The organism is Candidatus Lokiarchaeum ossiferum (assembly GCA_025839675.1).
GTDB lineage: Archaea > Asgardarchaeota > Lokiarchaeia > Sigyniarchaeales > Promethearchaeaceae > Lokiarchaeum > Lokiarchaeum ossiferum.
On sequence record CP104013.1, the window covers coordinates 3687260 to 3699353 of the forward strand.

Here is a 12094-nt window from a genome sequence, read left to right on the forward strand (position 1 = left end):
AGGAATTCGACTTTCACCCTTGGGATTTACTTTTTTGGAACTATATTGAAATTAATTGAGTGTGACTGTCGTCATGTTGGGGAAAAAGACTCGTCTGTTATTTTATTTATTTTATTTTTCATATTCCATTGTTCCTGGGAAAAGAAAAACAGTAAGGGAAGAACAAGTTCATACACTCCAGTCCCTATATCCGTTAATTCGTAGCTCACTCGAATAGGTTGAGTGTTTTCAATTTTTCGATTAACGATTCCAAGATGTGCAAATTCTTTCAGACGTGTAGTTAAGGTACGAGAATTAATCTCTGGTAGTGCACGCCGAATATCATTAAAAAAAGATTTTCCTTTAATGCGGATTATGTAAATTAGATCGAGAGTCCACTTCTTTTGAAGAAATTTGAGGGCATTACCAAGAGAATCTCTTTCTTCGCGAATTCGTTTATCATCATGAACGAAAGCTGTTAAATCTCTTTTGAGTCCTTTCGCCACCGCTTTTCGCATAACGGGGATAGTATCCCATACTTCTTTCCAAATTTCTTCCGAATTTTTTTCCATATTGGTTCTTATCCTGCTAAATGAGGTAAAAAAAACTAATTCTTGATAAATTCTATGAAATAGACAAGATCGTGGATTTCTTTCTGTTTAACGGTAAAACCACGTTCTTCTGCAAGTGAAATAAACCAACTCATCTTTTGACGGTGGATTTTTGCTCCATAGCCTGTACTGATACTGTTACCATTTGGTAAGTTGACTTTGAGATATGAAGCAATCACTTGTTTTTCAATCCCCTCAGGATAATCGAAAACAATATCCCATAAAAAGAATTTTCCTCCTGGTTTTGTAACACGGGCGATTTCATCCATTGTTTTATTGATATCCTCCTTAGTATGGGCAATATACATTAATGTGAAAAATGCTGTAACTGTTTCAAATGAATTGTCTAAAAATTGCATATTTCGGGCATCCATAGTAATTTTTAAAGCTTTATTATCTGTTTCTTCTAATTCCTCCTTACGAAAATCAATTGCGATAACTTGATCTCCTTTAATCTGTCCAATTATTCCTTCTCCTCCTCCTCCAATATCCAAAATCCATCCATCTTCACATTCAAAGTCCTTAACTGTTATTTCCTGCTTTTCAATGAAATAAACCTTTTCCATTTCCTTTTCTTCCTCTTCGTGGTTTGACATGTTTTTCCCTTAGTATATTTTTTATGTTAGGTGTATATTTTAAACCTACTTTCATTATGATGACTTTCCTATAAAAACCAAAAAGTGTTTTGAAATCCACTAAGTGAAAAAAAGTAAACTTACTTTTGATAAATCAGTTTCCGAGGACTTGTTTTTTTAAACGTTGGAATGCAATATTTTTTCGAATAGAAGGCATATTACTAGGTATAGGCTAGTTAAGATTTTCAAATCGCCATTTTTCATGAACCCATTGTTTTCGATAAGAATAAAAATATTCGGAAAGATCTCCAAGATCAGGGCCCAAATAATATAACTCCCTTGATATTAGGGTTGCTTAACACGAATTTAAAATCGTTAGTGATTTGCTCTATTAATTCTGAGCTAGCCATATCTCAATTTCCTCTTTAAACATGTGTAATATTGCCATTGATTCCAAAATTATCTAATATTTGTTTTTTTAAACGTTGGAACGCAAATGATGGCGTCCAAACAAATTGGCTCTCCCTAATATCAAATCCGTATGCACTTTTACTCACAAGTACGATAGGAGGTGATTGAATTCTTTTGAAAATATTTTTTCGAATCGTTTTTGTGAACCATTCCAAATCGGCAATGAATGCCTTGACATCTCCCAACTGATATTTTTCAAATAAAGTAGGGGTAATTCCAAGTTTTTCGCAGAAAAATGGCTCTCCCTTTTGATACCATCGTAGAATATCTTCTGGTGTCTTTTTCTGATAATCGGTGAATGCTACTAATAAGGCATCATGATATCCGAACTTCATGGGATCGAGTTGATTATGCTTCAGTTCTGCCGTGGGGGGTATTCCATCTTTGGTAAATGTGAAATTTTCATCGGGAATGACTTCTGGAGGGATTAATTCTCCAAATTGCTGATTAATATCTCGAGCCATTTGAAATACTTCAGTTTTAGTTAGATCACCTATGGGTGCAATCGCTCCGTTTACATCTCCATACAATGTTGCATATCCTAAGGCTATTTCCAATTTATTTCCATTATTTGTCATTACGCCATTATGCATCCCAGCTAAATTGGATAGTATGGATGTTCCACGGATTTTCGCTTGTATATTTTCTGCCGCCAGGGAAGGGATGGCCCCGGTTTTTTCTAACAATTTTGTATTTTCCTGAACCAACTCGGATATTGGTAATTCATAGTATCGATTAATCTTTAGATTTTCAACCAACTTGGCCGCCGAACTGCGAGTTTTGGCACTATTGTATTCCGTAGGGAGATTTGATGCAATAATTCGATCCGATCCCACTGCATGGGCGACTAATGTAGCAACAAGACTGCTATCGACACCTCCGGAGAGACCAATAATATAATTTGGTTTCCAATCCATCATCTCATCAAAGGATCGAATGCCCTGTATTATTGCTTCATATTTTTGGGTGAGTTTTGGTTTTCTCCTGTGGTAATGGATACCTCTATCTTTAAGAGTTATGGAATGATCCACGGTGATTAATTGTTCTTGAAAGTCCTCCGCCCGATATTCGAATATCTGGCTACCAAATTGATTATAAATCGTTGATCCTCCATCAAAAGTTATAATGTTTTTTCCATTATTTTGCACTCCACAAGCATTAACATAATAGACTGGAACAAATTGCGAGTTTAAATCTTTTTGAAGTGATTGAATTCGATTATCACGCGCTTGTTCTTTTCCAAAGGTCCAAGGGGAAGAAGAGATATTAACTATGAAATCGGCTCCATTCCGAACCAAGGTTCCCAGCGGGTTATAAGGAATTTGCCGGTTCTTATTATAAATTCTGGAATAATCTTCATACCACATATCCTCACAAATACTTAAACCAATATTGTAGTATTTACCATCCACAGACAACTTGAATGGTTGATAAGCTTTTTCGATAGATACGCCCATTTCCTGAACTAAATCTATGAAGGGGTAAAAATATCGTTTATCATCGAAGTATCGATAATTGGGTAGAAGAGACTTAAAGGAAACTCCATTCGGAATTCCCAATGTGGAGTTTACGGGATGATTTATCGGTTGTTTGTTTTGAAAGATATATGCTGCATTATATTTTCGAAATCTCCCATCGGTATTTCGTTTCGATTTGTCAATGAAGATATTTCCATATATAAGAATAATTCCCTCGGATGCCTCCTGTAAGATAGAATTGCATTCCATCAAATAGTCACACCATGATTCTTCTAACCAGACATCTCCGACCAGATACCCTCCCACAGCCATTTCGGGAAAAATTATCATATCTATTTGAGTACTTTTCGCTTGTTCAATCAATTCCAGCATTTTTTGGAGATTTTTTTCGGGACGACCCGCTTTAACATTTAATTGACATAACCCGATTTTCATTTTTTTATTCATACATCCCTATTTTCCAAAGATTGATAGATATAAACGCCCCATCTGGTTAAAAAAATTTGGGATCGGATAGGAAAATTGGAAATTGAGGGGAGATTAGGTACGGAGACTGATAATCATATTTATTACAGAAGTAGTAAATATCACTTGAGGAATAAATATTTATGTCAAATGCAACAGTTAGCACCATTACAGCAACCCTTTCTACAATTTTGTTAATAATTGGGATGATATTTGTGATTCGGAAAATAATTACTAGGAAAACTCAGAAATCAAATTCTGAACTATCTGCAATTAAATCAAAAAAAATTCTTTATAATCTTCACATGTCTACTACCGCTCTCGCCACGATCTTGGGATTTGTCCATGGGTTTACCGTTGAGACAATTAATCAAACCTATGTTATCACCGGATGGATTTTGGGTTTTTCCATGATAGTGATGACAAGTCAAGGCATCTTTCTTGGATTTCAAAATAGATGGCACCCATTTTCGGAAGAAGAAGATCAAAAATATAAATATAGTCGAATAATTAAATGGATTTTAACATTTATAATGATTATTGCCTTGGTTGGGCATTTCGTTTTCTAAGAATGGTTTTTTTTTTTTTTTCCCCACTGGAGATTTTTACTTCTTTTTTCTTTCCTCATTCTCCCTTTCTGCAATGATGTCTTCTGCCATATCTGGAAATAGTTTCCTTAAACATGAATCACAATAGCCATGACTGAACCCAGTATCCGTTTTCTCAGTAATGTATTGATCAATTTGCATCCACGCGCCTTCTTCGGTGAAAACACTTTTACAATTCGAGCATATCACTAAGAAGGATTTTAGAATCTTGATTTCTGAATTTTTTTTCTCCAATTCATCATTTAGCAATTGAAGATGTTGGTTTTTTTTATGTAAATCTCGTTGGACATTCACCAGCTCGTTATTAAGCTTCATAAGCTCGGTAAGATATTCTTCTTCAGTTTTTTTTGGCATCAAGCAGTCATTCCTAAATCATCATTAGATGATCTTTAAAATATTGGAAAAAAAAGTAACGATTATGACCCCTTTTTTATCAGTTCATCAGCAATCTGCAATGCAGATTCAATGTCTTTGCCCATTCCATCAGCTCCCACTTCTTTCCATAAATTTTTATTTACCATGAATGGAAATCCACCAACCATTATTTTGATGTTTGGGTTCTTCGATTTACGAACATTATTAATCAAGCTAACCACTAAGGGGATATTTTGGAACATAGTTGCAGAAATACATAATAAGTCATGATGCTGTAATTCTATAATCTGAATTAAATCCGGGGTTGGAGTGTTGGCTCCTAAATAATACGCATCCCATCCATGTAGTTCAAAAATATCTGTCATCAATCGCAATCCCATTTCATGTAATTCTCCAGAGATGCATGTTGCGATCAGCGATTTTTCTTTCTTCTGGGGTGTAAAAATATGGAAGTATATCTTTGAAATCACCAATTGAGATAAGGATGATGCATAGTGCTCTTGAGCTACTGAAATTTTATTGATCTGCCATAATCTCCCAATTTCATATTGTACTGGCGTAATTACTTGAAGAAATATATCTTCAGCAGGAACTCCTTCTTCAAGTTTCGTCATAACTAATTCTATCAATTCATTTTTTTGATTTTTTAAGACTAAATCGAGATAATGTCTCGCCAAGTCATAATACTTTGTCCCTTCTTTAAGTACTGTTTCTTCTCCATCATAAGGTTCCTTCGTTTTTTCCTTTCCTAAACGTATATAATTTTCCAATTTCTTATGATAAGAGACGGGAAGAATTCTTTTTAGTACTTCTTCTAGATATTCAAGGCTTTGGAGAAGGGTGTCTTTTGGAACTCCTCGATAAACAAGAAGCGATTGTAACCATCCAATATAGTGCGAGAAAGAATTGGGTACATTAAATTCCAATGATTCAATTAGATAAATAAGAGTACGTTTTACATCGCGAAAAGCGAGATCACGGTCCAGTTTTGAAAAGGACTGCAATAATTGAGGATAATCTTTGTATTGCAACTCCAATATTTCTTGCGAAATTTGATTTAAATTTTGTAAATGCCCTTCTAAATATTGTGCGATAGATCCTTCTAATTTACTTTCGATGACAGTTGATTCCATTTCACTCATTTTTTTTGATTTTTATTATCAATATCTATTTGGTCAAATTTAATTCGGTATATATGGAATATACTCGCTATATCCAATCCGAAACAAAATACAATAGTAAGAAAGTTCAATTGAACCTTAAAGAATTGTCATCTGCTAAAAAAAAATGAAAAATGTTGAATGTTTCCAACAATCTACTATTCGATAACCAAAAAAAGGGGTATTTGGTAGATCCTTTTGTTTACTTCTCATGTTTACTCAAAGTATATAGGTTAAACCTATGTCGTTCAAATACTTTTTAATAAGAAATACCCATTGCCTCAATGAATATCAATAGAGAACCTTATTTTTAATGAATTCCCTCCTGAAATGAAATCAATTTAGTACTAAATTTTAAAAACTTTCAAAATTCAATTTGAAATATTATGAAAAGAATCTTACTTCTCTTGCCAGAAGGGTTTGAATTTCTTGAAGCCAGTGTGTTTATTGATGTCTTTGGTTGGAATCTCGTGGATGGAGATGGAACAACCAAACTATTTACTTGTGGAATGACCAAAGAGGTTACTAGTGCTTTTGATCAAAAATTAATTGTCGATTACTTGATTGAAGAAATAAATATGGATGATTTTGATGCACTCGCAATTCCTGGGGGATTTGAGCAATGCGGATATTATATTGACTCTTTCAAAGAACCGATACTGAACTTAATTCGGGAATTTCATTCGAAAGATAAATGGATTGCATCCGTTTGTGTTGCAGCTATTGTTTTAGGAAGAAGCGGAATCTTGAAGGGGAAAAAGGCTACGACCTATAATATGAACCCTGAAAGACAAGCAATGCTGTCCAAATTTGATGTAAATGTTGTTCAAGAACCTATTGTAGTTGATGGAAAAATTATCACTTCGTGGAATCCCTCCACAGCTATGGATGTTGCACTCACTTTATTAGAATTTCTCACGTCATTACAAAACGCAGCGTATATTCGAGAAATTATGGGATTTAAAAAAATTTAGACTCAAGTGAGGAAGATCTCGTTTAAATTCAGTATAAATAGTATTATTTGGAGAAAAGATAAAAAAAAAATAAATTATCTATCAAGTGGAACTATAATTCCTCCTCCTCCTCCACTCGGAGTCTTTAGCAGGGCAAAATTCTGTGCATAATTTGAGGTTGTGCTTGAAATTGTTGCAGATTTAGAAAGATACCCTGGTTTTGATACATATATGTTATATGAACTCGTTAAACCTGCATCAATCGTAACAGAATAATATCCATTACTTGATGTTAATACACTCGCAAGTTGAGAACCACTTGATGTTTTTATTCGTACTGAAGCCCTATATAAACCCGAACCGTATTTATATGATACATATCCTCGGATGGTTATTTGACTGGTAGTTCTTAAGACAGTGTTATATCTACGACTTCCGGCATCTGCATCCACAGATTTTGTTTGTGTCTTATAGCCAGATTTAGAAATTCGCATTTGATAATTTCCATTCAATATCGATGGGAAATTTTTTGTAGCAAAGTAGCCTGAGCTCGCTGTCTGAACTGTTTGAAGAATAGTTCCTGATGGAGAGATAATCTCTACTTGTGCACTATAAATCTTACTTCCAATAATATTGCTAACATATCCATTATATGAAACAGGAGTTTTACAATAAACTGAAATAAAATCTAGTTCTACTTTCTGATGCCAATTTGTGCTCCAAGCATCGTTAAATCCCCACATTAATTTTACAGATCCTTGTCCTGGAATTAGCCCTTTACTTCTAAGTGTTGCTTCAGAAATGATAATAGAACGAGATTTCCATCCACTATCTTTACCACTTTCAAATCCATCCCCACCGTAATTAGTAGATCTATGTTCATAGTGTTGGAACACATTGAAACCTGAATTTGGATCTGTCGTTAATCCGACAGCAAAGTTTGTTACTGAGCTAGAAGCATAATTGGATGTGGCACGAATTTTGAAGTCAATTTGAATATCTCCACCACACCAATTACTTAAATCTATTGTATTATAAGTATATCCTTGGCGAGGTGAACTATATCCAGAGGATGTTTCCTCCATTTTCAGAGAGATATCAGTTTCAGATAGTGAATTCCGAGATGAAGTTCTTAAGGACCAACCACTTGTTGAATCTCCAAATTCACTTAATAACAGCGATAAACTTCTATCATCTTTTACAAATATCCAATAAGTTTTTTCTTGAATGTTCCCAACTTTATCTCGAATAGATGTTGAGACATAGTATTCCCCTGTAGACAATGTGTTGAAGTCAAATTGTGCATAATAATGAGTCCAATCACTCGATATTGAAGAAATACTTCCCTTTTTACTCATTAATTCATCACCAGTAGTGCTCATAATGGTGATTTGGAACCCATATTCAGAATCAATTCCCGAATCTATTCTATACGTTGTAGGATTCCCATTATTAAACTGAGGAAAATAAACAACGGATTCAGCAGGATCACATACCATAAATCTCAATGTGGTTAATCCATATATTGGATGCGATGGATCAAGAGTTGATCCCAGCACAAATTCTTGTATACTCATTTCTTTTTCAATAACAGGAGCTATTGAATCAACAGGGTTTTCAATGTAAAAGCTTGCTGAATGTGTAGACTCCAATCCTGCATTATCTAACGCGGTAAAATATATTTTATGCCATCCATTCTTTAACCCATAATATTCACGGGCATAATATAATCCCATATGAGCTTTCCATGATGCAAAATAATCTTCTGTTGCACTACCAGGTGTGACTGACATCTGTTCAATATATCCATGAACATCTGATTGATCATCATCTGAAGAATAAATTACCGGAGTTCTATATTCCACAGCTTTTATTTCAAAAGAATCATCACCCACCATTTTAAAATGAGATATTCCTGATTCACCATCTATCCATGGAGTCCAAATATAAACATCATCGAGTGTAATAGCATCATATAATTCTTCGAACTCTTCACAATCTATATCCATAAGCATGTTTAAAGCAGATATCAGATTGTTACGTTTAACGGGATCTTCCCACATGCTATAGCTAAATCCAAAGTACGGATCATAGTTATTTGTAGTAATCAAATAACTATACATCTGTTGATATAAAGCCTCGACTTTTTTGATACTATATTGAGGTAGAGCTACAGATAATGGATAAATCGTCCCATAACTATGTTCATCATTACCTTCTATTGAAATATAACTTCTAAAATCATCAATATGAAGTTTAAGTAAGTATCGAACCATTACGGACTGTGATTTTTCAGGTAAATTTATTTCCGTTCTACCAACATAATTAGTTCCAGAATATGAATAACCACTCAATTGATCTCGAAATTTTAATTTATTTGGTGCTGCATCAATACTAACTGTTACTTTCTTCACGCTCGAATCTGTGTTGTAAGTATTATGATCGTCTGTAGTCTCGAAGGTCAAACTCTCCTCATCTCCTGATAATGGATTCACAAGCTTAATAAGTTCACAATCCAAACTCCCAACTTGAACAGATTCATCTGTTGTGAGATAATTTTGCCCTGTAGGGAGATTTGCATGAATTATTATATCACCAATTACTAAATCATTGGTTAAAGTTTGGGAATATATGTAATCCGTTGCTGGCATTGACACAAGATTAATTGATGGTGTTTCTCTATCAAATGCTGATCCGGGTTCAATCTCTCCAACACCAGATAAAACTGATTTAATTAAAGGTGGAAGATCAAAGTTTACAAACTCGGTTATAGAAGGTCCAATTCTTGCTTGATTAGTATAATCCAACAGAATATTTCCAGGGTGAATATCAAGATCTACCTGTGGGGAACCATAAGGTAAGAACCAGAATTTTTCTTTACTCGATCCATCATGAGCAGTCCATATGTTTACTTCATAATTGGGGATCATCGGAATTTTCGATTCATAACTCGCAGAGATTTCTCCACTGATTTTAGGATAATAGGCATATGCATTATCAATTCCAATTCCAAGAGTATCCCAAACAAGCAATGCTTGAACGGGCAATTCAATTCTTAAAAATACATTTGCAGTAATTTTTCCAATTTTAATGTCCAACTCATATTCGTCCCAACCGACTTGGCCATAAACGCTTCCTAATACATTTGCACTCAATCCATCTCCACCTAATTGGAATACTGAACTAATTCGGCCACCCATTTCTACAGGTAGCGTAACATTGGGAAGTTTATCCCATTTTTCTTTAAGATCTATACCTATTTCTCCCTTTATATATACATCTAATTTACCATACAATCGAAACCCTACAGGAATTCCCATTGCATAAGAACCGAAAGGTGCTTCTAGTACTTTATCTTCTCCAAAAGGACCTTCAGTTTTGACATACGCAATTAATTGGGAAGGATTTTGGTAATTATTATTGATTTCTATGCCAGTTAGATCATGTAAATTGTTTGGATTGGATGCATAATAGTCTAACAAAAATTCTAGGTTCATTTCTGCATCAATTCCAAAAGTTACTTCTACGGGTACACCCATAACAGTTATTTCTTGATCATATTCAAATTCAATTCCAATCTTAATTGCAATAACATCCGCAAAAACATCAAAGTCAATAGCAGAATGTTCTGATGCTTTATAAGTATGAAATTCCCTGCCAATCCAAAATGAAATTTTTGTATAGTTGTTTACTTTGAAGTTACCACCAATTCCGACAGAAGAATCGAAGTACTGTTCAATATCGAAGTCTGCTGAATCCCCAACTATGAGTTTAATTATTTCTTGGAGAAATGCAATACTCGGGTTTTGTGATGCTAGCTTGAAGAAATTTTCAAGTTGAGTGAATAAATCTTCAGCAGTTCTAACAATATTGGATTTATAGTGCAATGTATCCATTTTTTCTATGGGATTTAGAATTCTTTCCATAAATTGGTTTTGATCTTCTTCTACAAAATCAACCGCTCTGTTCAATATTGCTTTGCTTTTGCCATAATTAATCGATTCAAAAGTTGTTCCTACACTCATGGAAACAACAATCGATGCAACCATTTGATCTACAGTTCCCTCATTTCCTATAATCGTCTTTTCTTTTGAATTATAATCCAATGTTGCTGAGTAGCAAGAAGCAAAATAATGAAATTGGGAACTACTTGCAAAAACATAATTTCTAACTATTTCCCATTCTAAAGTGAGCTGATCATCAATAATCAATCCATTTTCATCTCCATGGAAGAAATATATTACAATATAATGTTCATTAACTGTTTCTAAAACATTTTGTAGAGATTCACTAGAAGCTATTGGTATTGTTGTTAATTTCACCTCATCTCCTATTATTACGATGAAATTTGAAAGGCTTTTTTCAATGATATTATCAAATTCTGTGTACAAACAGACTATTTCCATTGAATCCTGATCGCTATCTCCATAATTAACAGAATTATTAAACTCCATAAAATCAATTGAATCTTCTTTATAAGATTCTTGATAACCAGAACTATACAGTCCAGGTATAATCATTGAAATAACGAACACGAGAATAATTGAATTTATAACAATTTTTTTCGTTTGCATTTATATCACCAAAGTTAATTATTTTAATTAACTTATTATGGAGAATATATACTAATCCTTTATAAATAACTAAGCACTATTTGCACATATTTTCTGAATAAAATGTATAATTAACACATACTTAAATCGTCATGGGATTGATAATTGTAGAGATCTATACCGATTCAAAAAACGGAATTTATTTTTGATAATTTGGTTAATAATTTACCTTAAAGTCTATAATCTGATGTATCTTCCATTAATCATCATATTCATGAAATCAGAAATAATTATGGGGGGTCTATAACCAAGAAAGTGCTAATAATTCGATTTATTAATCTTTCAGTAAAATTTTTATCGCGATCTCTCAAAAATTCCCAAAAAATTTTCAAACGGGCAGAAACATCGAATCATAGCAAAATGGTCAGATCCTTTTTGTCGGAGAATATTGATTCCGAATTCAAAATACCAGCACAATTATTAATGGAATTGCCAAACATTTAAATATCTAACCTACCATATTAAAATTAGTAGTACTCAAATTTTCATCTTGAAGGTTTTGAGTTACTTCTATCGGAGGATTATAAAAAATGAAAGTATTCGCATGGTCTCCTATTCGAGAACTCATGAAAAAATCCGGCGCAGAAATGGTCAGCCGAGATGCTGTTGATGAATTAATCACCTACTTAGAAAAATACGCCAAAGACTTAACCAACAAAGCTTTAGAAATGTCCCGACACTCTGGTCGCAAGAAGTTGACCAAAGCTGACATGGAAATGGCTTTAACCTTAGAAATCTAAAATAAGAATTGGCATTTTCTCAAGTCAACACTTTTTTTTTCCCCTTTCTTATAACCATAACAAGCG

9 protein-coding genes are annotated in these 12094 nt (G+C 33.8%); 3 read left to right on the forward strand and 6 right to left on the reverse strand.

Annotated features, from left to right (window positions below; genetic code table 11):
- Nucleotides 1–71: 71 nt before the first annotated feature.
- The 3 genes from NEF87_RS15535 to nadE all read right to left on the reverse strand — a co-directional run bounded on the left by NEF87_RS15535 (nt 72) and on the right by nadE (nt 3561).
- On the reverse strand, nt 72–551 hold the full coding sequence (locus NEF87_RS15535) for a winged helix-turn-helix transcriptional regulator (RefSeq protein ID WP_457916528.1): 480 nt from the start codon (nt 549–551) through the stop codon (nt 72–74).
- A 35-nt stretch (nt 552–586) separates the two neighbouring features.
- The gene (locus NEF87_RS15540) at nt 587–1186 is read right to left on the reverse strand and encodes a class I SAM-dependent methyltransferase (RefSeq protein WP_457916529.1); all 600 of its coding nucleotides are present in this window, start codon (nt 1184–1186) and stop codon (nt 587–589) included.
- 404 nt (nt 1187–1590) lie between these two features.
- On the reverse strand, nt 1591–3561 hold the full coding sequence (gene nadE / locus NEF87_RS15545) for an NAD(+) synthase (protein ID WP_457916530.1): 1971 nt from the start codon (nt 3559–3561) through the stop codon (nt 1591–1593).
- Nucleotides 3562–3722: 161 nt separating this feature from the next.
- On the opposite strand from nadE, the gene NEF87_RS15550 reads away from it, so the two are divergent.
- Nucleotides 3723–4148 (forward strand): hypothetical protein, encoded by a 426-nt coding sequence (locus tag NEF87_RS15550; RefSeq protein ID WP_457916531.1) that lies wholly within the window; start codon nt 3723–3725, stop codon nt 4146–4148.
- Between the two features lie 36 nt (nt 4149–4184).
- Here NEF87_RS15550 and NEF87_RS15555 read toward each other — a convergent pair whose 3' ends face one another.
- Both NEF87_RS15555 and NEF87_RS15560 read right to left on the reverse strand, forming a co-directional pair.
- Complete coding sequence (locus NEF87_RS15555; RefSeq protein ID WP_457916532.1) at nt 4185–4541, reverse strand: hypothetical protein; 357 nt, start codon at nt 4539–4541, stop codon at nt 4185–4187.
- Between the two features lie 62 nt (nt 4542–4603).
- Nucleotides 4604–5695: a cobalamin B12-binding domain-containing protein gene (locus NEF87_RS15560; RefSeq protein ID WP_457916533.1), complete on the reverse strand. Its 1092-nt coding sequence runs from the start codon at nt 5693–5695 to the stop codon at nt 4604–4606.
- Between the two features lie 413 nt (nt 5696–6108).
- Here NEF87_RS15560 and NEF87_RS15565 point away from each other — a divergent pair, with 413 nt between their 5' ends.
- Nucleotides 6109–6696, forward strand: coding sequence for a DJ-1/PfpI family protein (locus NEF87_RS15565; protein ID WP_457916534.1), 588 nt, complete (start codon nt 6109–6111; stop codon nt 6694–6696).
- Between the two features lie 74 nt (nt 6697–6770).
- Here the strand turns inward: NEF87_RS15565 and NEF87_RS15570 are convergent, their stop codons facing one another.
- Nucleotides 6771–11249, reverse strand: a complete 4479-nt coding sequence (locus NEF87_RS15570; RefSeq protein ID WP_457916535.1) for a carboxypeptidase-like regulatory domain-containing protein — start codon at nt 11247–11249, stop codon at nt 6771–6773.
- Nucleotides 11250–11818: 569 nt separating this feature from the next.
- Between NEF87_RS15570 and NEF87_RS15575 the strand changes: the two genes are divergently transcribed.
- Complete coding sequence (locus tag NEF87_RS15575; protein ID WP_371802322.1) at nt 11819–12028, forward strand: histone; 210 nt, start codon at nt 11819–11821, stop codon at nt 12026–12028.
- Nucleotides 12029–12094: the final 66 nt, after the last annotated feature.